Genomic DNA, 25599 nt, shown 5'->3' with positions numbered 1-25599 from the left:
GCAGAACCCGAGCTGATACGCCACACCCCACACCAGCAGATAGTCGAGCAGCCCGACCACCGGCACGTGAAGCCCGACCGCCAGCACGTCGGCCACCACAGCCGTCGCCCCAAGGCCCAAGGGCACCAGCGGCCCCCACCGTCGATGCGCCGCGTGCAGCACCGGCGTGAGGGCGCTGAGAAGCAGATACACGGGCAGGAACCAGAACTGCATGGCCATCGCCCACCCCACGAGCGCGAGCGTGCCCCCGTCCACCCCGACGGCCTCGCAGACCCCCAGAGCGCACAACACCACGGCGCTGTAGACCGCGGCCGGCAACAGCAACCGCAACACCCGCTGCCGCACCCACCACCCGACGGTCCCGCCCGCCGCCCGGGCCCGTCCCCAGGAGCCGCTCGCCGCGTACCCTCCGGCCAGGAAGAACAGCGGCATGATCTGGAACGCCAGGGTCAGCCACTGCGTCCAGGGGACGGTGGCCAGCAACTCGGGCGCACGGATCTCCCCGTCCGGTTCGCGGACCAGCGCCGTGATCAGCCAATGGCCGCCCACGACAAGGACAATGGCCCACGCCCGCAGGAAGTCGACGTACCGGTCCCTGCCGTCACCCAGCCGTCCATCGCTCATGGACCGTCATGTTGCCCGCGAGGGAAAGGGCTTACGGCGAGGAGCCCCGGTCGCACCCAATCCGTGGCCGCCACGACACCATCCGCGGGCGGGAAAGCCGACCGTGGCCCGAACCGGGCCACGGTCGACAAGACCGGCACACACCGAGGACATGTCCGCCACTGCTAGTCGCAGAACTTGTCGGCAGCCAGTGCCGCCCCGTCCTTGAAGCCTTCCGCGTAGTTCGGGTTCACCGCGGTGAAGCTCTTCAGCATCGGCGCGCTACAGCTCTCCTTGATCGCGTTGAAGCCGTCGGTGAACCCCTGCTTGTACTGGGCCTTGGCGTCCCGCTGATCGTTCGGGACCTCGGGCGTGCGGCCGCAGTTCACCCTGCCGTCCATGTTGCCGAAGGCCTGGTAGCGGCCGGCCCCGAGATTGCTGACGGTGAAGGACCCGTTCGTGGTCGTCGCCGCGCCACCGCCGCCGCCACCGGCGAACGTCACCGTGTTGGACCTAAAACCGGATGCGGAGAGGGTGAACCTCGGATTGTCCGGCTTCGAGTTGGCGGTGTCCTGCGTGAGGAGACACCTGGCCTTTGTCGGGGCGCGGTCGGGTGCCTGCCCCGTCGCTCCGTGAGCGGTGACGGCCGGCCCGAGGGCCAGTGCCGACAGGACCATCGGGGCGAGCAGCGCGAGACGGCGGGTGCGGATCATCGTTCATTCCTCCCAGAACGGGAAAGGGCACGCCGGGTGCGGTGGCGGCCCCGGGGACGAGGGTGAATACGTACGAACCGGAATGCACGCGAACCGGGTTACGTACGAACCGGGGTACGTACGAACCGGGATGCGCGTGGGCACACTGCCCGGGGCTCGGAGGCCACCGCATGCGTCCAGGGCACGTCGGCCACGCGGTCACAGGCGAACCGGTGTGCTGTCCCTCTCCTCCATGCTCCGACGCCCTGTCGGGCATGTCCACCGGAGCCGGACTCCGCACAGATGTCGGCGCATGCGCGGCGCGGGGCCGATCGAGTGCCCAACTGCCCTTCGCTGTAATGACCTTGTCGAGGACGAGACGGACGGCCCGATCCGCTCGGTGAGCGCGAGAGTGCGCACGGCGACCTCGCGCCTCCACCTCAAGCAGGCCCGCCGCCACCCGGAGGCCGACGGAGCAGATGCAGGCAGACGACCGAGGCGACGACGGTCAGCCGCTCCGAGACGCCCAGGCCGGAGCCCAACTCGACGACGTACTGCTGCAACCCGACCCACCTGTCGACGGTGCTCGCCGTGACCCGGCCGAGAGGCTCCGGCGCCGGACTCTGATCCGGACTCTCCTCCAGATCCGTCTCCGTCTCCGTGAGGCGCCATTCGAGGCCCAGGTTTCCCCGCCGGGTGAGGAAGAGCCGGCGCCCCTGCTCCGTACTGAGGCTCAACTGCCGGGTCTTGACGAGTCCGCGGGTACCGGCGGTCCCGACCTCGTGGCCCGCCGCGTCGACGAAGTGGAACGACGTCGGCGCGAACTGCTCGAACGGCCCGAACCGCGTACGCCTCTCGATCCGGACGACGTCCTCACCGGAAACCTCCGAGAGGAGGGAGAGCGTGTCGTCGATGTGCGCGACCAGGGCGAGCGGGATCCCCTCCAGGGAGGACACGGTCAGGTCGGGGCCCGAGTATCTGCGCCACCAGGAACGCTTCGGCTGCCCCACCACGACGGCTTCCAGCTCGAACAGACCTGGTTCCGTCATCGGTCCACCTCCCCCCGCCACGGCCTCCCCGCGGCCGAGCACGTCCACTGTGACCGAGAACCTGTGCGATTCCCACCCCCCGGGGCGCACGTGGACGCATACGGGGCCGGTCGCTGGAGTCGGCCCGCCGGCGGAGCGGCTGGATAATGACGAAAAGGATGAAGCGGATGTTTCCGGGCGACGGACGCCGAGCGCGGCTGAAGGAGAGATTCCATGCCCATGCCACAGTCCATGAACGCGCTCGTGGCCGATCAGGTCGGCGAGCCGAGCGAGGTCCTGCGCCTGGAATCCCGGCCCGTCCCCACACCGGACTTCGGCCAGGCCTTGATCCATGTGAAGGCGACCCCGGTGCACGCCAGCGATCTGCATGTGCTGCGTGGCCGCTACGGTTTCTCCCCGGAGTTTCCCGCCGTCGGGGGCCACATGGAGTGCGTGGGCCGTATCGAGGCCCTCGGCCCGGACACCGAGGGGCTGCGGATCGGCGAGCGCGTGGTGCACGCCGCGATCCCGGCGGTACCCGGGCCGCAGGTGGCCGGCACCTGGCAGGAATACCTGGTCGCGGACGCACGAAGGCTCCTTCCGGTGCCCGGCCGGCTGAGCGACTCCGACGCCTGCCAACTCGCCGTCAACCCGTTGACCGCGCTGCTCCTGGTGGCCCGCGAACTCGACGCCCAGCCGGGGGAGTGGCTGTTGCAGACGGCCGCGGGCTCCACCGTCGGCCGGCTCGTCATCCAACTGGCCAGGCATCTGGGCATTCGCACGATCAACGTGGTCCGGCGGCGCGACGCCGTCGAGGAGATCAAGACGCTCGGCGGCGACGAGGTCATCTGCACGGCGGACGAGGACCTGGTGCAGCGCGTGGCCGAGATCGCCGGAGCGACCGGCGTGCACAAGGCCCTCGACTGCGTCGCGGGCGACGTGGGCGCCCAGGTGTCCCAGGCACTGGCTCCGGGAGGCGAGCTCGTGGTCTACGGCGCGCTCTCCACCCACCGGCAGACCGACCCGGCAGCCCTGACGATCCCGCTTCCGGCGCGCTCGGTCATCTACGAGACCAAAACGGTCCGCGGCTTCTGGCTGAACCGCTGGTTCGGCACCACCTCACCCGCGGACGCCCTGGACGCCCTGTCCGAGGTACGCGCCCTCGTCACCGACGGCGTACTGACCATCCCCGAGGGCCGCCCGTTCCCACTGGAACGCTTCACCGAAGCCCTCGCACTGGCCGAAACCCCGGCCCGCGGCGCCAAGCCGCTCTTCGTCTTCGAGGGAGGCGAGCACGACGGAGACAGGTAGGACGAGGTGTCCGGGGTGGCTGGGTCGGGCATTCGACGCACCGCGACCCGCCCTCCTTCCGGTGTCCGGTTTCCGGTTCCCGGGGAGGGCGGGCCGCAGTCATGGCGAGGTACGTCAGGCGGCGAACCGCTTGAAGGCCGCGCGGGTCTCGGTCCCGGCAATGCCGTCGATCTTGCCGGTGTAGCCGTAGGAGTCCTTGAGGAGCCGCTGGAGCGCCATGATCGTGTTGCTGCCGGGGTCGCCGTCGATGTTGCCCGTGTAGCCCCAGTACTTCTTGAGGCAGCGCTGGAACGCCTTCCAGCTCTCGGTGCCCAGCTGGCCGTCGAGCTTGCCGGTGTAGTTCCAGTCGCCCGCCAGGAAGGTCTGGACGTTGATGGCCTCGGCGGTGGTCAGGCCGAAGTTCTCCGTCGAGGTCGCGGCGGCGGGGGCGGCCACCACCGACTGGGCGGTCGGCGCGGAAGCCGCGTAGCTGGTGCCCGCGACCGCCAGGCTTCCGGCGGCGATGCCGGCGACGGCGGTGAGACTGACGATGGTCCTGGCCAGGACGTGCGATCGCATGGGGGGTCCTCTTTCGAATCGTGAGCGAACACCTGGCCCGTCGGACGAGCCGGTGACGACACGAGAGTGCGGGGCGGTCGGCAATCGCTGCCACCAACTCCGCCCAAGTGACGGCTACTTGGGACGTCAGGCGCGCTGACCTGCGCGAACCCCGTTCATCGGGACGGTGCGGTGGGACGGCTGTGACAGACGTCGTACCGCTCATGCAGAATGCGACGCAGCCGGGGGGCTCTCATCATGACCATGACCGCGTCTGGGGGAAACATGCCGCGCCGCACAGCGCTGTCCGCCGAACCGAACTTGCACGCAGAGCAGTTGGCGGAGCAGTTGCTCCGGCTGAAGGACCACGGCGAACTGAGCATGCGGCAGCTGGCCGCGCGGACGGGCTACAGCCAGAAGTCGTGGGAGCGGTATCTGGGCGGCAGGTCGCTGCCGCCCCGAGCGGCCGTCGAGGCACTGGCCCGGATCAGCGACACTGATCCGGTCCGCCTGCTGGCGCTGCACGAAGTGGCCACCGACACTTGGAACAAGGGCTGTACGCCCACCCCTTCCCCTTCCCCTTCCCCTTCACCTTCGCCGGAGGGGCCGACGCGATCCGAGGCTCAGGCGGTGTCGGACACCTCGACGCCCGCAGCCGGAACCACGCCTGCCCTCAGCCGTTCGATGCGCATCGCGATCGGGGCGGGAGCGGTCGCCCTGGTGCTGGCCGTCTCCTCGACCGTCCTGCTGGCCCTGCGTGTCAGCGCCGACGAGGGCGGACCGTCGGCGGCTTCCTCCGTCCCGGCCGCCGCCTCGGGGTCCGCACCGAATCCCGTGTACACGTGCAGGATCCAGCAGATCGACGGTCTCTGGTACGCGGGCATCAGCCGCACCCGGAACACCGAACTCTCCTACGGCAACGGCGGCCCCGAGGTGGCCGAGGCGCAGTGCCTCCTGCGCAGGGCGGGTATCTCGCCGGGAGGCATCGACGGGATGTTCGGTCCCCTGACGCAGCGCGCGGTCAGGGCCATGCAGAAACGGTCCGGTCTGGCAGCGGACGGCATGATCGGACCACTCACCTGGAAGGCCCTGCGAGGATGACGCGGCGAGTGCCGTCCCCGGGAGGCGAGCGGCTGGCCGCGGCACTGAGGGAGTCGAGGGAACGCACGGGCCTCAGCCTGGCGGCCCTCGCGGCCAAGACCACGTACAGCAAGTCGTCCTGGGAGCGCTATCTCAACGGCAGGTCTCTGCCGCCGCGCCCGGCGATCCAGGAACTGTGCCGCCTCGCGGGCGAACCGGACGCGCGGTGCCTGGCCCTGTGGGAGATCGCGAAGTCGGAGAGCAACGGCCGGCCGAAGGAACGGACGCAGCCCGAGCCATCCGCGCCGCCCCAACCGCCAACGCCCCGGACTGCTGCTCCTGCTCTCGCGCAGGAAGCGCATGCACAGGTCGGACTTGCGCAGGTCGGACTTGCGCGGGAAGGGCCTGCGCGGGAAGGGCTCGCGCGCGCCGGGCATCGGATCGCGACGGCCGCGGCGATCGTCGCATCGGTGTGCGCGGTGGTGTTCGGGGCCGTCACCCTGGCCCTGGTCCTCCTCCCTCACCAGAGGCACACCCCACGACCGAAGGCGACCCCGTCCGCCACCGGCCCGCACTGCCGGGCAGCCGCGTGCGAAGGGCAGAACCCGCTGGACATGAGGTGCGCCGCCGTACCGGAGACGCTCGCCGAGCACGTGACCGGCACCGGAGCCTCGATACAGCTGCGCCACAGCGCGGTGTGCGGCACGAGTTGGGCCCGTATGTGGGGCACGCGGATCCACGACCGGATCGAGGTCACGGCGACCGGGGGCGCCGGCCGGACGCGCGGAGCCCGGGTCGAGACCCGCGCCGACGCGGACGGCTACGTCTACACCCCCATGACGGTGACCCGCCCTGGCACCTCGGTCCGGGCCTGCTTCTTTCCCGCGGCGGGCAGCGGCCAGGAGTGCTTCGAGGCCAGGGTGGGCCGGGACGCCCCAGGAGCCTTCGGCATGCCCGGGGCCTGACTTTGCTGTGCCACATCGATCGGTCTACCGTTGTTTTCGGGATCTCCCTGACGTCCACCCTCAGGCAATGAGCAGGCGGAGTTCAGCGAGCGACCTCGCTCTGACCGCGGAACGAAGATCAATGCCACGGCTTTTTCATGTCAAGGCGTCGTTCGGTAGGTGAACACACGACTGGAGCGAGAGAAGGGATCATGACAGCGACGAAGAAGATCCTGGTCATCGTCACCAACGTCGGCGAGTACGAGAAAGTCGGCATGCGTACGGGGCTGTGGCTCGGCGAGCTGACCCACTTCTGGGACGTGGCTGCCGAGGGCGGCTACACCATGGACATCGCCAGTCCGCAGGGCGGCAGGATCCCGCTGGATCCCGAGAGTCTCTCCCATGAGGTCCTGGCGGAACTCGGCACCGAAAAGCGCTACCGGGACCGGGCGTTCATGGATCTCCTGGAGGACACCCGGAAGATCTCCAACGTGCATCTCGACGACTACGACGCGATCTACCTCACGGGTGGACACGGAGTGATGTACGACTTTCCGCAGACCCCTGAGCTGGAAGAACTGATGGCACGGTTCTACGAATCGGGACGCGTCGTGTCCACGGTCTGCCACGGCGGGACGGGCCTGCTCAACGTCATGCTGAGCAACGGCGATCCCCTCGTGAAGGGGAGGAGGGTCACGGGCTTCTCCTGGCCCGAAGAGGAGCTGGCGAACCGGGCGGACGCCGTTCCCTACAACCTTCAGGAGAGACTGAAGGAACTCGGGGCCGACTACAGCACGGCCGACAAGCCCTTCGAGTCGTACGTGGTGGAGGACGGACTACTGATCACGGGCCAGAACCCCGGCAGCGCCAGGGGAGTGGCACAAGCGGTCCTGAAGCAACTGGCCACAGCCTGACCACGCCCCAGAACCCCTCGTGCCGAGAACCTCTGGTACCGAGAACCTCTCGGGCCGAGCCCGGCTACGGGCGACTTCTCACCCATGGGCGACGGGTGGCTGCCGCAGGAAGGATCTTCAGTCTTCCCCGGTTCCTGCCGGGATCAGATGCGGGGCACGGGCTCCGAGGATGCCCAGGACCTCTCGCAGGGCCGGGCCGTGAAGCTCCGGGAAGAAGCCTTGGTCGATCCTGCTCTGACGGGCCCAGATGCCGGCGAGTGACTCCGCGCAGACCTGGGCCAGGACGCTCTCGAACCGCTCCCGCCGAAGGATCTCGAAGATTTCCTGTTCGAACCAGGCTCCCGAGTGGTCCTCCAGGTCCATGGCAGCGTCGAGCTGGTCCCCCTCGGGCGCATCGGCGTCATTGAGGATGGCGAGCAACTGGACCGCGACGAAATCGTCCGGCTGTGAAGTCATCGACGTGGCTCTCCCTCTCGAACCGATCTTCGGCTCCGCGCCGATGTTCCCACCGAAACCGCTCCCCCTGACCAGTCAGTGCAGAGCACCGCGCCACACACAAGCCCGCGAACCTTCACGGTCGAAGCACTGGCTACGCGTCGAGGTAGTGGTGATCCCCCTGCGGGAGGCCGATCACCAGGCCGCCGTCGCAGACTCTCCACTCGCCCATGCCGTCGACGTCGTGGCTGAGCAGAAACAGCCCACGGGGCCTCTCGTCGTACTCGTCATCCGGGTAGGAGGCCGGGATCTGGGCGATCTGACGCAACCTCTCCTCGAACCAGCCGAGCGACACCGCGCGGATGTCACCCCCGTAGAAGGCCCACTTGATGTTGTTGTACTGCCGAGCGGGGAACGCCCAGCCCCCGCTGTAGGTGCGCTTCGGATCGTCTGCTTCCACGATCTCCTTGATCTGGGCCAGCTGTCCGTGGTCACACTGCAGCCAGCCCCTGACCGAGACCATGATTCCCACGGCGGTTGCTCCTCATTCGTGTGGCGCGCTGCACGGTCGTACCGATCCTGTTCCTCTGCACTTGCACGCTAGGGGCGCCCTGTTCAGCCACGCAAAGGGATTGACGGGGGAGCAGCCGCCTCGGGCGAAAGCGCGTAGTCCCCATCCGGTCGGCCCGCGCGATGCAGTGCCGGGCCCACGCGAGGATGGGAACGGCCAACGCGTGATCGTCAGGGGTCATATGGACTCCTGAAGACCGCGCGATGGCCACGGGCGCAGCGAGAAGGCATCCGCCGGGGTGGGCGGCCATCGACCACGCCGCACGAGCGGTGAGCCCGACCCGGAGCAGTACCGTGCCGGCATGGCAGGCAACCGGCAGCCGTACTGGCGCACTCTCGGGACACCGACGCACCTCGTCCTGTACCGAACCCCAGACAGATGGCGGTACGCCGTCTACTTCACCGGACCAGTCGGCATCGCGGATGGCGCACTCGTCGATCCTCTGTCCTCGTCCGGGCCGGACATCGCGCAGACGGCCCTCCTCCAGAAGGCAGAGGAATTCACCTGCCGACGGCTTGAGGTCCTCTGGCACGCATCCGATCAACCGGACTGTTGGACCGGCACGGTCGTCGGCGCAGGACCGCCTCCACCTGCCTGAACCCTGCGAACCCATGCGGTCAGAGCATGTCAGCGACGCGCGAATCGTGAACCAGATTCGACGGGTGAAAAGTAACCCCCACTGCGTCAGTTGATGTTGGTCATTCCCCGGTGTTGGCCGCGGGAACCCGTCCGAGATCGCGGCCGCGCATGCGGTAGCTGTCGCCCTTCAGCGAGATCACCTCGGCGTGGTGGACGAGTCGGTCGATCATTGCGGCGGCGACGGTGTCGTCGCCGAAGACCTCGCCCCAGCGTCCGAAGGGCTTGTTGCTGGTCACGATCACGCTCGCGCGTTCGTAGCGGCCCGAGATGAACTGGAAGAACAGGTTCGCGGCCTCAGGTTCGAAGGGGATATAGCCCACCTCGTCGACCACGATCAGGGGGATCCGGCCCAGGCGGGTCAACTCGTCGCTGAGCCTTCCTGCTTGGTGGGCTTCTGCGAGGCGGGTGACCCACTGGGCGGCGGTGGCGAAGGCGACCCGGTGGCCGGCCTGGCAGGCCCGGATGCCAAGCCCGGTGGCGAGGTGGGTCTTGCCGGTGCCGGGCGGCCCCAGGAAGATCACATTTTTCTTCCCGACGACGAAGTCCAGCGTCCCCAGATGGGCGATGACCTCACGTTTCACGGACCGCTGGTGGTCGAAGTCGAAGTCCTCCAGAGACTTGCGGGAGGGGAAACGGGCCGCCCGGATGCGTCCTTCGGCGCCGTGGGAGTCGCGGGCGGCGACTTCTCGTTGCAGGCAGGCGGCGAGATACTCCTCGTGGCTCCAGCCCTCGTCGCGGGCCCGCTCGGCGAGCCGTGCTGCCGCGTCCCGCAGAGCCGGGGCCTTCAAGGCCTTGGTGAGATAGATCAGTTCGGATCCGACGTCGAGGCTGGTCCGGGCCTGGTTCGTGCCGTTCTTCATGCTCATCACGCCGCCCCTTCACTCGTTGCCAGCCCGCCGTCGATCACGCCGAAGATCCGGTCGTAGGTCTCCAGTGACCGCTCCTCGACCTCCGTCACATCCGCAGGCGCCGGCTTCGTGCCGGCCGCCTTCTTGCGGGCGGCCGCGGCAGCGGCCGCGTGGTCCGGATCGGTGATGGTCTGGTGGCGGGCCCAGCTGCGGGCATGGCGGGCGACCTCGACGCCGTCGCAGGTCACCAGGACCTGATCCAGGTCGGCTGCGACCTCGATGCGACGGCCGACGGCCAGCGGATGCACCGAGTAGTCACAGGTGTCCAGACGGACGTAGTGGTCCCGGGGCAGCCGCAGCGAGGCCTTCCACCAGCCCGGCGGCGCGATCGGCGGCAGGGCCAGCATCCGGGACCGGTCGGCTTCCAGCCGGTCGGAAGGGCGGGCCTGCAAGGTGCGGTGGATACGCCGGTTCGCCCTGGCCAGCCAGGCGGCAAGCTGGATGTTGAAGTCGGCCGGTGAAGTGAACACCCGCCCGGGCAGGAACGACGTCTCCAGATAGCCGTTGGCCCGCTCGACCAGGCCTTTGGCTTCCGGGTCCCGTGGCCTGCAGAGCAGGAACTTGACTCCCAGTAGTCCGGCGAACGCGGCGAAGTCGTCGGTCAGTTGAGGGCCGCCGGGCCGCCAGGAGCCGACGGCTCCCTCGTTGTCCCAGACCAGAACCCGTGGGACAGCGCCCAGCTCAGTCAGCAGCCGCCAGTGCCCGGCGATCAGGTCGGCTGCCGACCTGGAGGGCAGCATCCGGGCACTGATCCACCGCGAGTAGCCCGCGACCACGACCAGCACCGGCGGGCGTCCGACCTGGCCGAAGCCGAGCGGGATGTCGGCGGGTGGGAACCACAGGTCGCACTGGCCGATCTCGCCCGGCTCATAGACCGTCCGCGAAGCCGGATCCGCGGGCCGGTAGGCCGGCCGCAGGTCCCTGACCCGGTCCTTGAGCACCGTCAGACCGCGGTCCCAGCCGATCCGCTCGTCGATCACCGTCGCTGGCATCTCCGGCCATTGCTCGAGCAGTTCACGGATCTGCGGCTCGACCGCATCCACGATCGATCCTTTCGGCGCCCGCTGATACTTCGGCGGCGCATCATCCGCGATCGCCCTGCGGACCGTGTTCCTCGCAATCCCCAGCTTCCTCGCGATCGCCCGCACCGGCATCTGCTCGGCCCGGTGAAGCCGACGGATCTCCGCCCAGTCCTCCACGCTGATCACCACTCCTCCCGGCCTGACTCAACGAGCCAGACCCCTGGAGGGGGTCAACTTTCAAGCGCCGCCACTGGTCCACTTTTCAGCCGTCGCCGACAAGAGCACTGGCTGGATCAGGAAGTCGCACCGGAGTACTAGGCTCATGCCCATGCCCGTCGATGACTTGCTCAGCCAGGCCGTGCGGGTATTCGTCACGCGCGAACCTCACGGTTTCCCGCATCTGGACCCCAACAGCCTTGAACGGGAATTCGGGTCTGCCGCCGCAGAACTTCGACCCCGGCTGGAAGTGCTGGTGACAGAGGTGATGGCACTGCCGTCCCCTGGCGAGGACCTGGTGGCAGGGACTCGGACAGCGGAGGCGATCATGAGCGAGCGGCATCCGGAGCTTGGCCCGGAGGCCATAGCCGCGCTCGGCTCCTACTACAGCTACTGCTGGCATTGAATGCCCCTCCGGCGAGCTGCGACGTCATCGCGCGCCTCGCCGGTGAGCTGGCGGTTTGGGTCACCGTTCGTCGTTGGCAGCCGGGCGGCTGTTACTGGTCGTCGTCGGTGGGCCCACAGGCGGCTCGCCCTACGGTGGGCGTCGCCATGCGACGGCCCTGTGTCGCGAGCCGGCGGACTTCAGCGGGCCGGCTCCGCGCTGCCTGAACCGGCCTCTTCCGCAGGGAGCGGAAAGCATCAGGAGCGCGCCAGGACGGTATTCTCTTCACCCATTCCCACTCATTGTTCATCCCACCCTCCTCACCGCGGCTGGCACGGCCTGGCGCCACGCCCCACGGCTGACGAGTGTGCCGGAGGCGGGTCACGTGTATCGCAGCCAGCGCGTGACCAGTGAGAGGGAACGAGAAGAGAGCGGGAGTCAGTGGGACTGACTCCCGCTCTCTTCGCTCGGCATCCGCCCTGGTCAGCGCATGATCTGTGCTGTTCCTAGGCGAGTGCCCCCGGCAGGATTCGAACCTGCGCACACGGCTCCGGAGGGGGTTGCCACTCGCTGCGTACTCACTGATCAGAGAGCGGCAACCAGCCTGACAGAGTGGCGCCGTCCACAGATGGTCCACGGATCGAAGCCACCAGTGCTCAGGCTGTGATTGGGGGTCTTCCTCACCCCCACTGTGAAACCAAGTTCGGCAGACGCTGAGGTGCGGTTTACGCCGGCCTTAGAAGGACCACGCTCTCTCGAAGAAACTCATTGTCGGAAGTTCGGCGACTGAGTTGCCTTGCGACTCGCACCTCTTCGACTCGCCAGCCGGCCAGTTCGGCCAGGTTACCCATTAGGACATCTGCTGCAATAACGAATGATTCGTCTCCCGCGCCATGTGCCGAGTTCCCGACGATGAAGGCCAGATATCCGTCGGAGGCAATGTTCTGCCTGCATTTCTGCAAGGTTAGAAGCATGTCATCTGCATATCCTTTTATGAGCTCCACACGACCGGAGCTATAGCGATCAGCAGGGACTGATTCCAAAATGGGGTCGATCGCAGATTGAACTTCTCGGGATACGCTGCTGTTCAAAAATGCATAGTCTTGATTAAATCGGATGCTGGGGTGGCTGCGCACCGTTAGCTGCCTTTGTGCACGCATTTCAGCGGAGGTCTCGTAGCAGCCCAGCATCCACGCCTCAGTTTTGTATACTTCGGTATAATCAATGTTATTCGGGTAAGGCGGAGAGAAGACGATCCAGTCAAATCCTGTTGCTTCACTGACGCCTTCTCTACCGTCACCGAAAAGCACTTCTCCGGAACTTTCAACTGGCTCACAGAGAAGGAGGTCTTGGAGCACGGCGGCCGCACGTTCGTTAAATGAGCTCCAAGCGTCCTTCGGATGCCGGTTAGGGGCGAATCGTAGGGCGCGACCGTCTCTACGCAAGCGCCCACAGCTCTCTACTGCTGCGGCGAGACAAACTCTAAGGAGAGAGCGAATTTCACCGTTGGTGCACGCATCAATGGAACTCCGGATGGCGACCAGATCCTGTACGTTCTTCCTCGGAAAGTATGTCTCGTTCCGGAGAGTACTCTGATCGGGAAGAGGCAGTGATTCCTTGCTGACATCGTGAAACGCATCGGTCACGGAATCTAGAGCTACGTCGAACGCCTTAGCTGCTTCTCGACCGTGGATTCTGCCGTAGACTTTGGCGCGAGAAAGTTCCCAGAGGAAGGGGTTTCTCTCGATGCCTATAACTCGAGCCGGAACTTCATGGCGCGTAGCCATATCCAAGGCACTCAACAAGGTCGTGCCGCTGCCGCTATACGGATCGAAGACAGCCAGATTTTCGGTCGGAACGTAAGCGCTGTCGGCCATAAGTTGAGACAGCAGCTGCGAAGAGTAGGCCTCTTTTAGATGAAACCAGCGATGAAATGGCTGTGAGGCATTTCCATTGGGCACCACGAGACGCTGGTATTGGGCGCTGCTGGATACCTTCCAGCTACCTTGCAAGTGGCGGTAGTGAGAGGTCAGCGCGCTCGCGCCGGCCTGAGCCATGGGTACTCCTCGTGGGTCCTCGTGGCTCATCAGATCTGTGAGCGCGGCTCCGTTGGTCGCGCAGGTGACGGACACGATGGGCGAGGCCGCAAGGCAAGCGTGAGCCACACAACTGCGGAACGGTATCACAAAGCGCGCTCTCTGTTGTAGAACAGGAGCGCTCAGCACGTGAGTGCGTCAGTCACATGTCAGCTGGCGGTGGTTGAAGCCTCGTCTGGATGCGGGAGTCTACCTAGCGGGTGTGACGTTGCGCTACTACAGTACGGCCTCATGACGGCCCATCAGGGAGGTGCGATGAGCGAGGGCTCGCGCGGGATCGTGTTGCCGCAAGTCAAGCGGCTTACGATTTCTCATTTTTCTCTTTACAGAAACCGTAGTCAGAATGTAGTTGCTTTCGACAAGGACGTTTTTTGCTTGTCTGGGGCCAACGGTCTTGGCAAGTCGACATTCTTGGCCATTTTGAACTACTCACTGACGGGCGCAGTCGCTCACCCTGACCCCAAGGTGCAGTCGCTTGCTGAGTATAAAAAACGCGCAGTGAACAACACTCCGGACTATTTCAGTGGTCGAATTTCTGCGGCAGACCGTGACATCGCCGATGTAACTATCGAGTTCAGTATCGGCTCTCATGACTACAAGCTCACTCGCGGATTTTTTCAGCTTGGCGAACTCAAGTACCTGAGAATCCAAGGCCCCGAGGTACAGGTAGAGCGGTCGGTCGATGTTGATGAAGGCGCGGAGGGTGAGGAGCTTCTTGAAATCTTCGAGGCCAACGCCGTGCAACATTGCGGTCTAGCGAAGTTCGATCAGCTGGTCTACATCCAACACTTCCTCGTAACATTTGATGAGCGACGGCATCTGCTCTTCTGGGATCCAGAAGTCACTCGCTTTTCCCTCTTCCTTGCATTTGGGCTAGACACGGCTCGAGCAGATGCAGCGGGGGAGTGGCAGAGGAAAGCAGACCGCTTGGAGTCTCAAGCGAGAAACGCACAGTATCAAGCTACGTCCGCTAGGTCGCAGATCCGTGACTTGCTACAGAGAAGCGGTTCTCCTATTGAGTACAACGAAGACTTGGAAGAGAAGCAGCGACGACTGACAGAGGTTCGAGACCGCTGTGCGGAGGTCGTTGATAGAAGGGTCGCGCAAGAGAAGGACGCACGCCTGGCCGTCGGAATTGCGGCTGCTGATCATCATGCGCTCACGATTCAGTACAACCGCGTTTTCAATGATCGCCTGAATCCAGAGAGCGGCATGAGCGATCATCCGCTACTCCTGCGACTGCTGCACGAGCAGGAGTGTGGCGTCTGTGGCACCTCGGGCGTTACTGACATCAAGGTAGTCACTGATCTGCTAGCTTCTCAGCAGTGCCCTTTGTGCCGCAGCCACGTGGCCGAGCAAGAGGGTGACGAAGATTTCGACACCTTGAGGGAGCTCGATCAGCAACTCCAGGAAAGCAGCACGCATCTCAAGTCTGCTCAGGAGGATCTTGAGAGGGCAACGGGGCGACTGACCGAAGCGCAGGAGGAGCTTCGCGAATCTACTCGAGTCCTCAGTGAGTTCGAGGAGGATAACTCTGAATGGATCCGGAACAAGACTGCGAACTCTGGTCTTTCAGACGTTATTAAGCAATTGGAAGCAGAGCAGAGGAGCGCTGAGGAGCGTCGCGATAAGTTCCGAGAAAAGCGCGACGAATACCAAGCCCTCGTTGCTCCCATAGCGCAAGAACTGGCCGAAGCCTATGCAGAGGCTGAGACTGAGTTCCTGCCACGCTTCCAGAGTTTGGCTCGCGCTTTCCTTGGAATGGATCTCCATTGTCGCCTCGAGCAGCGTGCCCGCGGGCCACTCCTTATCGTGACAGTCAATGGGCAGACTCGTCGCGAGCAAGATGCTCTCTCCGAAAGCCAACGCTATTTTATTGACATAGCTCTACGGATGGCCTTGACCGAGCACATGCTAGGTGGGCGCTCGCCGGCTTGCCTTCTCATTGATACACCTGAAGGATCCCTCGACATCGCATACGAAAGTCGAGCAGGGGAAATGTTTGGGGCATTTGTCCGTCGCGACAATAGGCTCATTATGACTGCGAACCTTAATTCCAACAGGTTGGTTTTGGAGCTGGCGCGGGTCTGTGGGCGAGAGACGATGCATGTAGAGCGTATGACCAATTGGTCAATTCTGAGCGAGGTGCAGGCTCAAGCTGAGGAGCTCTTCGATCAGTCGTATGCCGCTATTCAGGCTAGCTTGGATGGGAGAATGTTTTGAGTCAGGCCGCACCTGAGGCTTCTTTCGACGCGCTCTTTGTTGCATCGGAACTCTCTAGGGAGGGCGAAGAAGTTACCCTCAGCGCCGTTCAGATCTTTATCTACCTCGCCTGCCTTTTGGGTCTCTATGACAAGAAGCCCGTAGCGAGTTGGGGCTACAAGTTCCTATCGACTCCTGCTTCTTCACCCTGGAGTATGGAGCTCTATAATGCCGTGGAGTGGTTGAAATCGAAACGCCTACTCGCGGCTGACGAGGAGAAATTCAGGCTGACTCCAACTGGTAAGAAGGAGTTGGAGCTTTGGATGAGTCTGGGGCGGTTTTCGGATCGTGTGCCCTATCTGCGGGGGGCCACAGGGGCGTCAGCCGCCATGCCGGTATCTTCCGTTGAAGAGGGTGTTTCTCGTGAGCCGCACCTGGCTCGTGCAGTTGAGTTGGACGTCCCCCAAGAGCTACTTGAGGACGCCAACTTGAAGCAGGTTTATGATCAATTTTCTGTGCTTAAAGCCACTCTGGGTAGCGATATTCCTGACTACATGGTGCCGGCCGTAGTCTGGCTCAGTTTCCTATTGGAGCAGGCTACTAAAGTAGAGCGCTAGGAGGGGGTAGCGTGAACGAGGCTGACAAGGAACGACTTGCCGAAATGGCCAGAGGGCACTACATTCATGTAGCCTCTGAAAGCCTTGGGCAATCAGCGCCGGTCATCTTGCGTAATTTTCTTCCCAGGCTGAAGGAAATTCACCGGGCGGTCGATTACGAGTCGATCAATGTGGCTCTGACGGTTTTCTATCGAACGAATGTTGATAAGAAGCCGCTCGACCACGACCAGGCGTACAAGGTTACAGACGCTGGAAGACTCGCGCTCCACAATGATGGTGTTTTGACCGTCGAAGTTGGTGAGGGCGGGGATTTTTGGGTCTGGAAAGAGAAATACGAACCAGCCGAATTGGCCCACGACGCCGTTGTCTACCACTATGTTCCAGGTAGGGTTGAAGAGTTCTGGGTAAACGGTGAGCTCGGCGACGTGCCACCCTCTGTTGGATTCGCGCGAATTTTTGGAATTTCGAAATTCGACGACCTTGCTGATTGCCTAGAGCATTATGCTCTAAAGCTCGCGAGGCCTAGCCAATGTCGCATATTGGCTGACTTGTGGCGCGAGGAAGACCGAATCATGTGGAAAGCTGCACCCGAAAGTACGATGCGCGATTCGCTCGTTCAGCATTTGGTGAGCAGCCTCCGCGAGGGAAATCCGGATATTCGGCCCGAAAGTAACGTCGATGACCGCAATCCTGTAGACATCGAAGTGAAGTGGGAGAATTCAAACAGGATCGGCCTAATCGAAATCAAGTGGTTGGGACTCAGTGGAGTTCTGGGTGATAAGCCGCGGATAACGGGAAGGCATACTGAAAGTCGGGCCCATGAGGGTTTGCGTCAAATAGCCGAATACCTGGATCGGACCAGGGATCGAGCTGCCACATATGACCGTCGCGGATTCTTGTTCATTTTCGATGGTCGTAGGGCTCGGGTGAAAGCTGATAGTCGCACGCTCTCCTATCAGGATGCATGGAAATATCAGGATGCCCACATAGTCTTCGATCGTGACCTATTGGGGCGAAGTGACATAGCCGATCCAATTCGTTGCTTCTGTGAGCCTCGAATTGGCAGAGCTTCGAGCCCTAGTCGGGCGTAGGAGTAGTCGCTTCAGGTCGGTGGAGCGGCTTTGGGCTGGAGCTGCTTTGGCGCGAGTGATCATGGCCCCGTAAGCTTCCGGCGCGTCGGGCAGTCTGTGGACCTGCCCGGTAAAGCACGACGTTGGGGCCATGATCTTCGAGGCTCGCGCCAAAGTGGCTGCGTAAAGCCGCGGAACCGACCGCCCCAGCCACGACGTACCCCTTCTCTGGCATCAGGCGGCTGATCGTCAAGAGCGCGGCACGGGCGCCGGCCGGGCTGGAGCGGGGCGGAGACAGGAGCGCAGGCCCGGCCGGGGGCCGGGCCGCGCGCGGGGAGCGGAGCGAGCCGCCTTGAACCCGTGAAGAAGGTTGTTACTCACGTGGCCTCTGGCGCGTGTAGGCGGTTCCTGGTCAAGTAGGGATTGATGCATAGGACTTGCCGTCGTTAAGACTGGACCACGAGATTTGCGCATCTGCTCGCCGTGCCAACGCTTCGGAGCTACATTCACCTGGTGCTTCTCAGGTTCAAGGAGCGGGCTGTGGCCCGCGCGCAACGCAGACTCGCACCGTTCATGGAACCCGGCGAGATCGTTCTGGAGGTCGACATCTGCCAAGGCGGCTCCGATCTATTCCAGATCCTGAGCGGCCGTGGCCCGCGAGTTCATGTCGCTCTCTCTGACAGGGCGCTGTACCTCATCCAGCGCGGTGGCGGCACTGACCGGCTCCCGGTCAGAGAGATATCAGACGTGGACTTCAAGGAACGTCCTGACCCTGCTGATCTCGTCGCCAGCACGGTGTATGCCGCTGACCGACTGGCGCGGCTGGTCAAGATCCGTCTCTGGGACGGTACGACAGTTGCCCTTATGCCGGTGGGGCGAAACGCGGTGGCGCTGTTCGGGCCTGCGCTTAAAGCACGTGTGCCGGACCGAACCGTGGCGGAGCACCGGATCGAGTTCGGAGACGGGCGTGGCGTTAGGGTGCTCCAGCAACGCGGCAGACCTGGCAGCGTCGGTTATGACTGGGATTTTGTCCCGGATGACGGTGTGGACGTAGACAAGGAGCCGCTAAGCGCGTTGTTCAACCAAAGGATGCGCGAACTGATGCGCAAGGCTGGCGATCCCAATGCGGACACGCCTCAGCCGTAACCAGCCGAGTGAGCGTGCCGTCTCTGCGACTTAGGTGGCGGCTGCGATGTGCCACAGTGGGGCTGTGTATCGCTCCGGTCGGCTGTTGATGAGCAGTTGGCGCAGGTCATCGCGTTGTGAGCCGTCGAGGTTCAAGGCCTCGGTGAGGTGGCGGAACGTCGTGTGAGTGACTCCGTGGCTTCGGGCCTCTACCTCGAACCGGGAGAGTTGGCGGAAGACCGATTCGGGGTCGAGGCTCGTCGACTGTTGCTCCTTGAGCCAAAGCGACTTGTTGCGCTCGTAGTCGATTTCGGAGGAGCCGCAGATCTCGCGGCTCAGTTCCTCCACCTGGTCCAGAGTGGTGCTGGCCATGACCGCGCGAGCCAGTTCGTTGCGGCTCAGGGCGTCGTCCAGGTCCACTTCGTGGACTGTCGGGCCCTCGTCTGTGAGCGGGATGGGGAGGCCGGCGTCCCTGACTTCGCAGATGCCTCGGACTCCTCGCGCTGTTGCGGCGAGCATCCCGGTTGCCTCGGAGGGGTGCCATTCCAGGACCGAGCTGACCGGCTCCGTGTTTTCCGCGGTGAACCTGTGGACGAGTGCACCGAACAGGCTGCGTATGTCGTCGACGGGGACTTCGCCGTCCAGGCCGGGGCCGGCGACCAGTAGCCGGATGGGAGCGTCTACCTGGCAGCACGCTGCCAGCGTCAGAGCGTCGGCAAGAGGGCTCTTGAGCGTCGGCTCGTCGCCTCGCGCGAGGATGTCGCCGCCCACGTCCAGCAGGTCGATCGTGGTCGGCTTGAAGTGGCCGATCAGTTCTTCCAGTTGGCGGGTGATGCCCTCGGCGCCATGGCGGGGGTCGATCAGAGTGAAGGTGTGCGGGAGCTCTGCCGCGAGGCGGGGGAGGGTGGATCCCGCTGGAGCGATCGGGCGGGCGCCGGCCGGTACCGACCAGACTGCGGGGGTCACGGGGGCGAGGCCCGTGAAGTTGTCGGGGCCTCGTGGACCCGGTACTGGATCGATCAGCAAGCGGTCCCACGCGTACGTGAGGATCACTGCATGGTCGGGCTCGTCGCCGTACAGAGCGGCGTCAAGCATTGCGGCGGCGACTGCGTCGCCCCCTCCTCCTGCTGCGACGATCAACCGCGTCATGCGCCCCACATTACGGGTTCGACCCCTGGCCACTCACCCTATAGTGGCTAGAGGCCATAGCCACTTGAACGAGGAGGGGACATGCCTCAGATCGAGGAGGCGCAGCCGAAGTATCTCCAGATCGCTCACTTCATCCGCGATCAGATCCTTCGGGGTGACCTGCGGCCGGGGGACGAGGTCCCCTCGGAACGGCAACTCGCGGCCACCTGGAAGGTGTCCCGGCCGACGGCCGCGCGGTCTCTGGAGGCGCTGAGCCATCAGGGGCTCGTCGAGAAGCGGCAGGGGTCGGGCACGTACGTGCGCAGCCTTGAAGTCAACCGGCGGGCACGAGAGTTGTACGGACGGGCGCGGCAGACCGGGAAGATCTACACCTCTGGCGAGTATGCGGTGATCACCTCGGCGGGCTGGCTGGAGGCTCCGGATCACGTCGCTGAGGCGCTGGGCCTGGTCAAGGATCGTCGGGCCGTGCACCGCCGGCGCGTGACCAACAACCAGGACGGGCCCATCACTCTGTCCACTTCGTGGTTCGCGCCGGACGTCGGGCAGCGGGCGCCCAAGCTCCTGGAACCTGAGCGGATCCAAGAAGGCACCTTGATGTACGTCGAGAACATGACGGGACGGCAGGGGAGTTACGCCGAGGACCGCATGTGTGCTCGACAGGCGACGGATGAGGAGGCGCAAGACCTCCAACTGGACTCAGGGTCGGCTGTCTTGATCGTGCACCATGTGGTGTTCGACCTCCAGGACCGGCCGTTGGAGTTCGCCGAGGCCACCTACCCGCCGCACCGCTGGGCGTTCGAGCAGGGCTACCCCCTCACCTGACGGCTGCCGGTTCGCCATTTCGGCGAACCGCTTGCATCCCACAGGTGGCTAATGCCACTATCCAGTAAGTGGCTAAGGCCACTTCATGAAGGGGGCACGGCGTGACGAGTCGGCGGCCGGATCAGGGCGCGCACTTACCTTGCCGGGGATGTCGTGGGCGCGGCTGGAAGCGAGTCGGCTCCCGTACGGACCTGGCACTCTCCACCGTCAATGACCGTGTCCGTCCCACATCGAAACGGCGCTGCCTCGACTGCGACGGCAGCGGCAGGGAGTGAACGCGGATGGGCTACACGATCGACCGCTATCCCTCTGCGGACTCACCGCGGCTCGGTGCGATGACCTTGCACCCCGTCGCGGAGTCCGTACCCCGGGCCCGGCGCTGGTTCCGGAAGTTCATCGCCCCGTACAACCCGGCCTGCTCGGTCGACGACTGCGTGCTGATGCTCTCCGAGCTGGTGACCAACGCCGTCGTCTACGGCCGGTCGGACGACCCGTGGATCGTCCGGGTCGAGTGGTTCCGTGAAGGGGCCTCGCTCCGCGTCGACGTGCACAATCCGGGGTATCCGGCGAACGTGCGACTGCGGCGTCCCGAGGCGAATGACGCACACGGGCGTGGGTTGCTGCTCGTCGACTCCGTCGCGGAGTCCTGGCGGTGCGGGCCCAGCCGTTTCGGCGGCACTGTCGTCTCCTTCGTGATGGCCGATGCCTGGCCCGACTGAAGCGGACTTGGTGCCGTGGTATTGCGTAATTGGATTTATCGCTAGTCTGGTTGACCAGTTGACTTGGCCAATCTCGACGGGCGGCATTCATGGCGTATGAAGTGGAGGCACCTAAGTACGTCCGCCTCGCCCAGACGATCCAACGCCGCATCGAGGATGGCACGTACGCGCCCGGCACTCGGGTGCCCAGTGAGAATCAGTTGGTCCAGGCGTTCGGGATGTCCCGGCCTACCGTGGTCCGCGCTCTGGAGCTGCTGAAGCGGGACGGCTGGCTGGAGTCCCGGCAGGGCTTCGGCACGATCGTGCGTGGTCGGCTGGCCGTCGTCGAGCAGAAGAACCGGCGTGGGCGGGAAGCGCTGGAGCGTGATGAGTCGCAGACTCCGGGGCGGCTGGTCACGGTGGATCGCGTGCCCGTGCCGGCGCGTGTCGCCTCAGTGCTCGGGTTGCCGAAGCGAGCCGAAGTCCTGATGCGCCGCTTCCTGGTCGAGGAGGAGGGGGAGGCGGTCGAGCTCGTCTCGTCGTACTTCCCCGCGGGCCTGGTCGACGACACCGAGCTCGGGAGCTCCGAGCCGTTGGGTGTCGGGGTCCGGGAGCACCTGGAGGGGCGGAAGAAGGTCCACTTCGACCATGTGACGGAGCGGGTCTCTGCCCGGTTGCCCGATGTCGGCGAAGCTGAGCTTCTGGGCCTGGCCGACGGGGTTCCTGTGCTCAGCGTCCTGGTCATCGCCTTCGATGCATCGGGCCAGGCGCTACAGGTTTCCGACGTGCTGCTTCCTGCCGATGGGCAGGAGCTTGAAGACACGTACCGCTTGAACTGAGCCCAGAACAAGGGCTGTTGACGCTCGATCGCACTTGACAAGTCAACCTGGCAACTCTAACTTCGAACTTGCTAAGTCAACCTGTCAGATGACAGGTTGACCGATCTCAGAAGGAGAACTCTCTGTGCGTGTGATCCGTATCGACACCTCGTCCGCCACGATCCTGCTCACCGAGGCGCCGGCACCGAAGGTGCGAGACCGGCAGACCGGTGAGATCGCCAAGGACACCGTGAGCGGCGAGGCTCTGATGACCGTGGGCGTCGTCTACATCGACGAGGGCGAATCGGCCCTGATCCAGGTCACCATTCCCGAAAGCGGGGTGGCGGACGGGCTGACCGTCGGCGCTCCGATCGCGCTGCCGGGCCTTGTGGCCCGCCCCTGGCAGAGCGTGTTCAACGGCCAGCAGCGCCACGGCATCGCCTACCGGGCCACGGCCGTTATGCCGGGGGCCTTCTCGATGGTCGAGGCGGGCTGATCGCGTGACGGACCTGGTGACGGTGGCGGAGCTCGGCGGGTCGCTCGCTGCGATAGGCGGCGCGGCCTACCTCCGGCACGCTCACCCCGCTGCGTACTGGTCCACGGTCGGGCTGCCGGTCTCCGTGGCTCGGCTGCTGGGCTCGTACTCCTCGACCATGGACGCCTGCGGTCTGACCGTTGCGCCTCCCCGCTGGCGGGCCCTGGCCATCAGGGCGACCACTCGACGGGAGGTCCGGCCGGTACCGCCCCGCCGGGGCATCATCCGGCCCACCTCGACCGGTCTGCGTATGCGGCTCAGGCTCGCCCCGGGCCAGGAGCCGGCGGACGTGGCGGCCTCGGCCGAACGTCTCCGGCACGCCTGGGGCGTCCACGCCGTGTACGTACGGGACATCAAGCCCGGAGTCGTCGAACTGAGGCTCGTCGGCTTCGACGTCCTGCGCAAAGTGCGGATGCCGCGCCGGACCGGGACCGAGGGCGATCTCTTACGGGTGCCGGTGGCGCTGCGGGAGGACGCGACCGCGTGCGTCCGTGACTACCGGGCCGTGCCGCACGAACTCGTCCTCGGCGCAACGCTGTCGGGCAAGTCCATGTACCTGCGCAACCTGATCTCTGGCCTGGCGGGTCAGCCCGTCGTCCTGGTCGGCGTCGACTGCAAGCGCGGCGTCGAACTCTCACCGTTCGCCGCCCGACTCTCTGCCCTGGCAACCGACCCCGAGCAGGCGGCCGAGCTGCTGCCGGTGCTCGTGAAGGAAATGGAGGACCGATACGACCTGATCAAAGCCCGGCAAGGCATCGCCCCCGGCACCCCCGACGAACTGATCACCTCCGACATCTGGGGCCTACCGGAAGACGAACGCCCCTCGCCCATCGTGCTGTTCGTCGACGAGGTGGCGGAACTCTTCCTCGTCGCGACGCGCAAGGAGGAGGAACGACGGGACGAGATGGTCACCCAGCTCATCCGGCTCGCTCAGCTCGGCCGCGCGGCCGGCATCTACCTGGAGGTCTGCGGTCAGCGCTTCGGCGCCGAGCTGGGCAAGGGCGCCACCATGCTCCGCGCGCAGCTCACCGGCCGCGTCTCCCACCGCGTCAACGACGAAGCCTCCGCGAAGATGGCTCTCGGCGACATCGCGCCGGAAGCCGTGTACGCCGCCTGTTCCATCCCCGCGGATCGCCCGGGTCTCGCCGTCGCTGGCGACACCTCCGGCGGCTGGTCCCGCATCCGCACCCCGTACATCTCGCTCGCCGCCGCCGCGGCCACCTGCCGCGACACGGCTCACCTCGCCCCCGACGTACCGGCGCTCTCTCCTTTCCGGCCCTACGTCCCGCCCGCGCCGACCGTGAAGCCTGCCGGGCCCGTGAGCCACCCTCGGCCGGTCGCCGAGTAACCCCACCCACCTCCTGACTCCACGCGCAATCGCGTCAAGTCCCTACCCCGCCATGCCCGAAAGGAGGAGAGCACCCACCATGTGCCCCGACTGCGAGGACTTCGCCCGAACCGTCGTTCTGCTGGGACAACTCGCCCTGTACGCAGGCACGTCAGATGCCGACGAGACCTTCGTCGACGCCGTGGGCGTGTCTCTGGCCGCCTCCCTCCCGGAGCCACCGCCCGGCATCTTCCCGCCCGGCTACGACCCCGATGACGGCCCGGACTACCCCGGCGAGCCGTACTGATGTCCCGCCCCGTCTTGCGCGCGGACGCGGTTCTGGTCCAGGCCGTCATTGCCGGGGCCCTGTCCTTCGCCCACCTCCACGACCTCGCCGCCGCTGCCGGGCAGAGCGGCTGGAAGGCCTGGGCCTATCCGGTCTCGGTCGACCTGCTTCTCGTCGCCGCCTGGCACCGGCTCCGTACCGGCGGATCGAAAGCTGCCGCTTGGTGCTGGTTCCTCGTTGCTCTGACGGCCTCGCTCGGGGCCAACGTCGCGACCGCCGGCCTCCTCGACCTGGGAGACGTACCCGCCTGGCTGCGGATCCTCGTCGCCGGATGGCCCGCGGTCGCCTTCCTCGGCGGAACCCTGCTCGCCCACCGCGGCCCTACGACGACACCGGACCCGGAACTGGATACGACGCCAACCCCGCCCGACCTGGAAGAGCCGGCCGCCCCGATCCCTGAGCTACCCGCTGCTGTACCCCTTCCTCCCGCCGTGCCGCCCGGCCTCGTCGCCCTGGCCCGCAAGGTCGCCCACGAACACCACACCCGGACCGGGACGGCCATCGACACCACAACCCTGCGCGTCCGCCTCGGCGTCCCACTGCCGCTCGCCGAGGCCATCGCCGCCCAACTCGTTTGACCCGGAGGACATCCCACCTTGCGCCCGTCCACGCTCCGCGCGCTGAACCGCGCCGCCGAGCTGACCCGACAGAACCGCCTCACCGAAGCCATGTTGATCGCCGAGCCGGTCATCCTCGCCGCCGACAGCTACGAGGGTGACGAGATCGTGCGCTGGCTCGCCGACCACGTCGCCGACTTCACCGGAGAGAACGAGACCGCAGAGACCGAGAGGGGAACCGACTGATGCCCGCCAACCCGCGCTTCCGCCGAGTCGTCCGCATCGGCCCCGTCCAGGTCGCCACGTACTACGACGGCCGGGGCCGCGAGATGCACACCGCCGCCTGCACCGCCCCGCGCTGTGGCTTCTCCGCCGACTACGACAGCCGGGCCGCCGCCGAACTCTCCGCCCGGACTCACCGCTGCGTCGCCCGCTGAGGGAGCTCCCATGACCGTCTCGCTGCCGCTCGTCCTCGTCCTGGGCCTCATCGCCTGGGCCGCGATCAAGTTCCTCGGCGTCCGCGTCTGGATCGCCGTCGTGATCGCGCTCTTTGGCTTCCTGCTCTCCCGGACCTTCCTCGCTCCGGCCATCGACTCCGGCACCCGCTCCGGCGTCGACGTCGTCAACGGCACCCACGACTGAGAAGGAGGCAACCCGTGTTCCGCCCCAAGCTGCCCGACGTCCCGACCCTGCCCAGCTCGAACGCCCTCAGCACCCACCACACCCACACCCCGGCGCCCTCCGCCGGCCACCACTCCCTCAGCCCCTACGTGGGCGCGCTCGCCGCAGTTGTCGTCGTCGGAGTCGTCCTGACTGCGCTCCTCGCGGCCGTCGCCGTCACGGCCATCTCTGTGGCCATCGCCGCCGTAGTCCTGCGCTCCCTCGTCACCGGCGCCAACAAGCGCTGACCGGCCGCCGGGGCGGCAACAAGCCGCCAAGCATCCCGCCGCCC

30 protein-coding genes are annotated in these 25599 nt (G+C 65.5%); 20 read left to right on the top strand and 10 right to left on the bottom strand.

The annotated features are described in order from the left end of the window. The 3 genes from FNH09_RS18430 to FNH09_RS18420 all read right to left on the bottom strand — a co-directional run. Positions 1–624: acyltransferase family protein (locus tag FNH09_RS18430; protein WP_152889224.1), on the bottom strand; the 624-nt coding region annotated here is incomplete at its 3' end. 164 nt (positions 625–788) lie between these two features. Continuing rightward, positions 789–1316 (bottom strand): hypothetical protein, encoded by a 528-nt coding sequence (locus FNH09_RS18425; RefSeq protein WP_152889222.1) that lies wholly within the window; start codon positions 1314–1316, stop codon positions 789–791. A 419-nt stretch (positions 1317–1735) separates the two neighbouring features. Then, positions 1736–2344: a hypothetical protein gene (locus tag FNH09_RS18420; protein ID WP_152889219.1), complete on the bottom strand. Its 609-nt coding sequence runs from the start codon at positions 2342–2344 to the stop codon at positions 1736–1738. A 213-nt stretch (positions 2345–2557) separates the two neighbouring features. On the opposite strand from FNH09_RS18420, the gene FNH09_RS18415 reads away from it, so the two are divergent. Further along, positions 2558–3634 carry a zinc-dependent alcohol dehydrogenase family protein gene (locus FNH09_RS18415; protein ID WP_238426766.1) on the top strand — a complete coding sequence of 359 codons (1077 nt, stop codon included), beginning with the start codon at positions 2558–2560 and terminating at the stop codon, positions 3632–3634. 114 nt (positions 3635–3748) lie between these two features. Here the strand turns inward: FNH09_RS18415 and FNH09_RS18410 are convergent, their stop codons facing one another. Beyond that, on the bottom strand, positions 3749–4192 hold the full coding sequence (locus tag FNH09_RS18410) for a peptidoglycan-binding domain-containing protein (protein WP_152889217.1): 444 nt from the start codon (positions 4190–4192) through the stop codon (positions 3749–3751). A gap of 264 nt (positions 4193–4456) precedes the next feature. Here FNH09_RS18410 and FNH09_RS18405 point away from each other — a divergent pair, with 264 nt between their 5' ends. The 3 genes from FNH09_RS18405 to FNH09_RS18395 all read left to right on the top strand — a co-directional run bounded on the left by FNH09_RS18405 (position 4457) and on the right by FNH09_RS18395 (position 7109). Further along, positions 4457–5272: a peptidoglycan-binding protein gene (locus FNH09_RS18405; protein WP_202919695.1), complete on the top strand. Its 816-nt coding sequence runs from the start codon at positions 4457–4459 to the stop codon at positions 5270–5272. An 8-nt stretch (positions 5273–5280) separates the two neighbouring features. Continuing rightward, on the top strand, positions 5281–6216 hold the full coding sequence (locus FNH09_RS18400) for a helix-turn-helix domain-containing protein (protein ID WP_338017608.1): 936 nt from the start codon (positions 5281–5283) through the stop codon (positions 6214–6216). Positions 6217–6407: 191 nt separating this feature from the next. Continuing rightward, positions 6408–7109, top strand: coding sequence for a type 1 glutamine amidotransferase domain-containing protein (locus FNH09_RS18395; RefSeq protein WP_152889211.1), 702 nt, complete (start codon positions 6408–6410; stop codon positions 7107–7109). A gap of 117 nt (positions 7110–7226) precedes the next feature. Here the strand turns inward: FNH09_RS18395 and FNH09_RS18390 are convergent, their stop codons facing one another. The 4 genes from FNH09_RS18390 to istA all read right to left on the bottom strand — a co-directional run bounded on the left by FNH09_RS18390 (position 7227) and on the right by istA (position 10870). Next, entirely contained in the window at positions 7227–7565 is a 339-nt protein-coding gene (locus FNH09_RS18390) for a hypothetical protein (RefSeq protein WP_152889209.1), read from the bottom strand. Between the two features lie 133 nt (positions 7566–7698). Then, positions 7699–8067 (bottom strand): hypothetical protein, encoded by a 369-nt coding sequence (locus FNH09_RS18385; RefSeq protein ID WP_152889241.1) that lies wholly within the window; start codon positions 8065–8067, stop codon positions 7699–7701. 746 nt (positions 8068–8813) lie between these two features. Continuing rightward, positions 8814–9620 carry an IS21-like element helper ATPase IstB gene (gene istB / locus FNH09_RS18380; RefSeq protein WP_152889207.1) on the bottom strand — a complete coding sequence of 269 codons (807 nt, stop codon included), beginning with the start codon at positions 9618–9620 and terminating at the stop codon, positions 8814–8816. Beyond that, a complete protein-coding gene (istA, locus tag FNH09_RS18375) occupies positions 9620–10870 on the bottom strand; it encodes an IS21 family transposase (protein WP_162468755.1) in 1251 nt (416 codons plus the stop codon). The genes istB and istA overlap by 1 nt, the downstream gene beginning before the upstream one ends. Before the next feature lie 142 nt (positions 10871–11012). On the opposite strand from istA, the gene FNH09_RS18370 reads away from it, so the two are divergent. Continuing rightward, positions 11013–11306, top strand: coding sequence for a hypothetical protein (locus FNH09_RS18370; RefSeq protein ID WP_152889205.1), 294 nt, complete (start codon positions 11013–11015; stop codon positions 11304–11306). Positions 11307–12010: 704 nt separating this feature from the next. On the opposite strand, the gene FNH09_RS18365 is transcribed toward FNH09_RS18370, so the two are convergent. Further along, a complete protein-coding gene (locus tag FNH09_RS18365) occupies positions 12011–13342 on the bottom strand; it encodes a hypothetical protein (RefSeq protein ID WP_152889203.1) in 1332 nt (443 codons plus the stop codon). A gap of 270 nt (positions 13343–13612) precedes the next feature. Between FNH09_RS18365 and FNH09_RS18360 the strand changes: the two genes are divergently transcribed. The 4 genes from FNH09_RS18360 to FNH09_RS18345 all read left to right on the top strand — a co-directional run bounded on the left by FNH09_RS18360 (position 13613) and on the right by FNH09_RS18345 (position 18416). Continuing rightward, a complete protein-coding gene (locus FNH09_RS18360) occupies positions 13613–15604 on the top strand; it encodes an AAA family ATPase (RefSeq protein ID WP_152889201.1) in 1992 nt (663 codons plus the stop codon). Then, the gene (locus tag FNH09_RS18355) at positions 15601–16200 is read left to right on the top strand and encodes a hypothetical protein (RefSeq protein WP_152889199.1); all 600 of its coding nucleotides are present in this window, start codon (positions 15601–15603) and stop codon (positions 16198–16200) included. Before FNH09_RS18360 ends, FNH09_RS18355 begins: the two co-directional genes overlap by 4 nt. An 11-nt stretch (positions 16201–16211) precedes the next feature. Further along, complete coding sequence (locus FNH09_RS18350) at positions 16212–17291, top strand: hypothetical protein (protein ID WP_152889197.1); 1080 nt, start codon at positions 16212–16214, stop codon at positions 17289–17291. Between the two features lie 492 nt (positions 17292–17783). Then, on the top strand, positions 17784–18416 hold the full coding sequence (locus FNH09_RS18345) for a hypothetical protein (protein WP_152889196.1): 633 nt from the start codon (positions 17784–17786) through the stop codon (positions 18414–18416). 30 nt (positions 18417–18446) lie between these two features. Here FNH09_RS18345 and FNH09_RS18340 read toward each other — a convergent pair whose 3' ends face one another. Then, entirely contained in the window at positions 18447–19544 is a 1098-nt protein-coding gene (locus FNH09_RS18340; protein ID WP_152889195.1) for a DUF1152 domain-containing protein, read from the bottom strand. Positions 19545–19625: 81 nt separating this feature from the next. Between FNH09_RS18340 and FNH09_RS18335 the strand changes: the two genes are divergently transcribed. From FNH09_RS18335 to FNH09_RS18285, 11 genes are all read left to right on the top strand, one after another. Then, complete coding sequence (locus FNH09_RS18335; RefSeq protein WP_152889194.1) at positions 19626–20366, top strand: GntR family transcriptional regulator; 741 nt, start codon at positions 19626–19628, stop codon at positions 20364–20366. Positions 20367–20647: 281 nt separating this feature from the next. After that, positions 20648–21085 carry an ATP-binding protein gene (locus FNH09_RS18330; protein ID WP_152889193.1) on the top strand — a complete coding sequence of 146 codons (438 nt, stop codon included), beginning with the start codon at positions 20648–20650 and terminating at the stop codon, positions 21083–21085. A gap of 89 nt (positions 21086–21174) precedes the next feature. Continuing rightward, positions 21175–21903 carry a GntR family transcriptional regulator gene (locus FNH09_RS18325; protein ID WP_152889192.1) on the top strand — a complete coding sequence of 243 codons (729 nt, stop codon included), beginning with the start codon at positions 21175–21177 and terminating at the stop codon, positions 21901–21903. 124 nt (positions 21904–22027) lie between these two features. Further along, entirely contained in the window at positions 22028–22378 is a 351-nt protein-coding gene (locus FNH09_RS18320; RefSeq protein ID WP_162468754.1) for an SCO3933 family regulatory protein, read from the top strand. Positions 22379–22382: 4 nt separating this feature from the next. Then, positions 22383–23765, top strand: coding sequence for an FtsK/SpoIIIE domain-containing protein (locus tag FNH09_RS18315; protein ID WP_162468753.1), 1383 nt, complete (start codon positions 22383–22385; stop codon positions 23763–23765). Positions 23766–23844: 79 nt separating this feature from the next. Then, a complete protein-coding gene (locus FNH09_RS18310) occupies positions 23845–24051 on the top strand; it encodes a hypothetical protein (protein WP_152889191.1) in 207 nt (68 codons plus the stop codon). Beyond that, positions 24051–24668 (top strand): DUF2637 domain-containing protein, encoded by a 618-nt coding sequence (locus FNH09_RS18305; protein ID WP_152889190.1) that lies wholly within the window; start codon positions 24051–24053, stop codon positions 24666–24668. Before FNH09_RS18310 ends, FNH09_RS18305 begins: the two co-directional genes overlap by 1 nt. Before the next feature lie 18 nt (positions 24669–24686). Continuing rightward, entirely contained in the window at positions 24687–24893 is a 207-nt protein-coding gene (locus FNH09_RS18300; protein ID WP_152889188.1) for a hypothetical protein, read from the top strand. Continuing rightward, positions 24893–25084, top strand: coding sequence for a mobile element transfer protein (locus FNH09_RS18295; protein ID WP_152889186.1), 192 nt, complete (start codon positions 24893–24895; stop codon positions 25082–25084). Before FNH09_RS18300 ends, FNH09_RS18295 begins: the two co-directional genes overlap by 1 nt. Before the next feature lie 10 nt (positions 25085–25094). After that, entirely contained in the window at positions 25095–25289 is a 195-nt protein-coding gene (locus tag FNH09_RS18290; RefSeq protein ID WP_152889184.1) for a hypothetical protein, read from the top strand. Positions 25290–25303: 14 nt separating this feature from the next. After that, a complete protein-coding gene (locus FNH09_RS18285) occupies positions 25304–25555 on the top strand; it encodes a SpdD protein (RefSeq protein ID WP_162468752.1) in 252 nt (83 codons plus the stop codon). Positions 25556–25599: the final 44 nt, after the last annotated feature.

This window comes from Streptomyces adustus (genome assembly GCF_009377175.1).
Taxonomy (GTDB): Bacteria; Actinomycetota; Actinomycetes; order Streptomycetales; family Streptomycetaceae; genus Streptomyces; species Streptomyces adustus.
Note: the sequence above shows the minus strand (reverse complement) of the source record. Positions and strands in the feature narration are given on the sequence as shown.

What these genes read in the sequence shown, in the direction of transcription:
- FNH09_RS18330 (WP_152889193.1), top strand. Translation starts at nt 20,648, where the DNA reads ATGGGCTACACGATCGACCGCTATCCCTCTGCGGACTCACCGCGGCTC.
- istB (WP_152889207.1), bottom strand. Translation starts at nt 9,620, where the DNA reads ATGAGCATGAAGAACGGCACGAACCAGGCCCGGACCAGCCTCGACGTC.
- FNH09_RS18365 (WP_152889203.1), bottom strand. Translation starts at nt 13,342, where the DNA reads ATGGCTCAGGCCGGCGCGAGCGCGCTGACCTCTCACTACCGCCACTTG.
- FNH09_RS18395 (WP_152889211.1), top strand. Translation starts at nt 6,408, where the DNA reads ATGACAGCGACGAAGAAGATCCTGGTCATCGTCACCAACGTCGGCGAG.
- FNH09_RS18385 (WP_152889241.1), bottom strand. Translation starts at nt 8,067, where the DNA reads ATGGTCTCGGTCAGGGGCTGGCTGCAGTGTGACCACGGACAGCTGGCC.
- FNH09_RS18425 (WP_152889222.1), bottom strand. Translation starts at nt 1,316, where the DNA reads ATGATCCGCACCCGCCGTCTCGCGCTGCTCGCCCCGATGGTCCTGTCG.
- FNH09_RS18415 (WP_238426766.1), top strand. Translation starts at nt 2,558, where the DNA reads ATGCCCATGCCACAGTCCATGAACGCGCTCGTGGCCGATCAGGTCGGC.
- FNH09_RS18405 (WP_202919695.1), top strand. Translation starts at nt 4,457, where the DNA reads ATGCCGCGCCGCACAGCGCTGTCCGCCGAACCGAACTTGCACGCAGAG.
- FNH09_RS18335 (WP_152889194.1), top strand. Translation starts at nt 19,626, where the DNA reads ATGCCTCAGATCGAGGAGGCGCAGCCGAAGTATCTCCAGATCGCTCAC.
- FNH09_RS18420 (WP_152889219.1), bottom strand. Translation starts at nt 2,344, where the DNA reads ATGACGGAACCAGGTCTGTTCGAGCTGGAAGCCGTCGTGGTGGGGCAG.
- FNH09_RS18370 (WP_152889205.1), top strand. Translation starts at nt 11,013, where the DNA reads ATGCCCGTCGATGACTTGCTCAGCCAGGCCGTGCGGGTATTCGTCACG.
- FNH09_RS18410 (WP_152889217.1), bottom strand. Translation starts at nt 4,192, where the DNA reads ATGCGATCGCACGTCCTGGCCAGGACCATCGTCAGTCTCACCGCCGTC.
- FNH09_RS18340 (WP_152889195.1), bottom strand. Translation starts at nt 19,544, where the DNA reads ATGACGCGGTTGATCGTCGCAGCAGGAGGAGGGGGCGACGCAGTCGCC.
- FNH09_RS18290 (WP_152889184.1), top strand. Translation starts at nt 25,095, where the DNA reads ATGACCGTCTCGCTGCCGCTCGTCCTCGTCCTGGGCCTCATCGCCTGG.
- FNH09_RS18390 (WP_152889209.1), bottom strand. Translation starts at nt 7,565, where the DNA reads ATGACTTCACAGCCGGACGATTTCGTCGCGGTCCAGTTGCTCGCCATC.
- FNH09_RS18295 (WP_152889186.1), top strand. Translation starts at nt 24,893, where the DNA reads ATGCCCGCCAACCCGCGCTTCCGCCGAGTCGTCCGCATCGGCCCCGTC.
- FNH09_RS18305 (WP_152889190.1), top strand. Translation starts at nt 24,051, where the DNA reads ATGTCCCGCCCCGTCTTGCGCGCGGACGCGGTTCTGGTCCAGGCCGTC.
- FNH09_RS18360 (WP_152889201.1), top strand. Translation starts at nt 13,613, where the DNA reads ATGACGGCCCATCAGGGAGGTGCGATGAGCGAGGGCTCGCGCGGGATC.
- FNH09_RS18325 (WP_152889192.1), top strand. Translation starts at nt 21,175, where the DNA reads ATGGCGTATGAAGTGGAGGCACCTAAGTACGTCCGCCTCGCCCAGACG.
- FNH09_RS18310 (WP_152889191.1), top strand. Translation starts at nt 23,845, where the DNA reads ATGTGCCCCGACTGCGAGGACTTCGCCCGAACCGTCGTTCTGCTGGGA.